Genomic DNA, 617 nt, shown 5'->3' on the forward strand with positions numbered 1-617 from the left:
CAAACCTTGGATCCAGCGAAGGCCCCTAGCCAAAGGACATCATGATTTCCCCATTGAATATCAACAGAATGATAATTGATGAGAGTATCCATAATTTTGTCAGGTTCGGGTCCGCGATCATAAATATCGCCCACTACATGAAGATGGTCAACAACCAATTGCTGAGTCGTATAAGCAAGACCTATAATGAGCTTATCAGCTTGACCTAGGGAAATAATTTGCTGGACAATTTCTGTATAATAAGGTTCCTTATTTGTGAATTCATCCGTTTTGTATAGGAGTTCTTCTATAATATAAACAAACTGATTAGGCAATGCTTTCCGTAATTTCGAACGAGTATATTTAGAAAAAGCATAAGAAACGAGATTAATCATACGCTCAATAATCACTGTGTACCATTGATGTAATTCTCTTTCATTATCAAAATCATTCTTCATTAACTTTATTTTTTCTTCGGATAATAAACTAATGTTGCAAATTCTTTAATCTCTTTTTCAGTTAATAACTTTTTATAAAGGTCTTCTATTTTCCCTTTTATGTTCCCCGAACCATTTCGGAGCACATGTTGAAAGGCTTGATACTCCCCGTGTAAATCACTAACAAAATGTTCTGTCCCC

At 35.0% G+C, this 617-nt stretch carries 1 pseudogene; it reads right to left on the minus strand.

The window, feature by feature from the left end:
• A pseudogene (locus PQ474_RS26235) lies at window positions 1–617 on the minus strand (fructose-bisphosphatase class III); the annotation flags it as partial.

The sequence above is a fragment of the Halalkalibacter alkalisediminis genome, from assembly GCF_028610705.1.
Taxonomy (GTDB): domain Bacteria; phylum Bacillota; class Bacilli; order Bacillales; family Bacillaceae_D; genus Halalkalibacter; species Halalkalibacter alkalisediminis.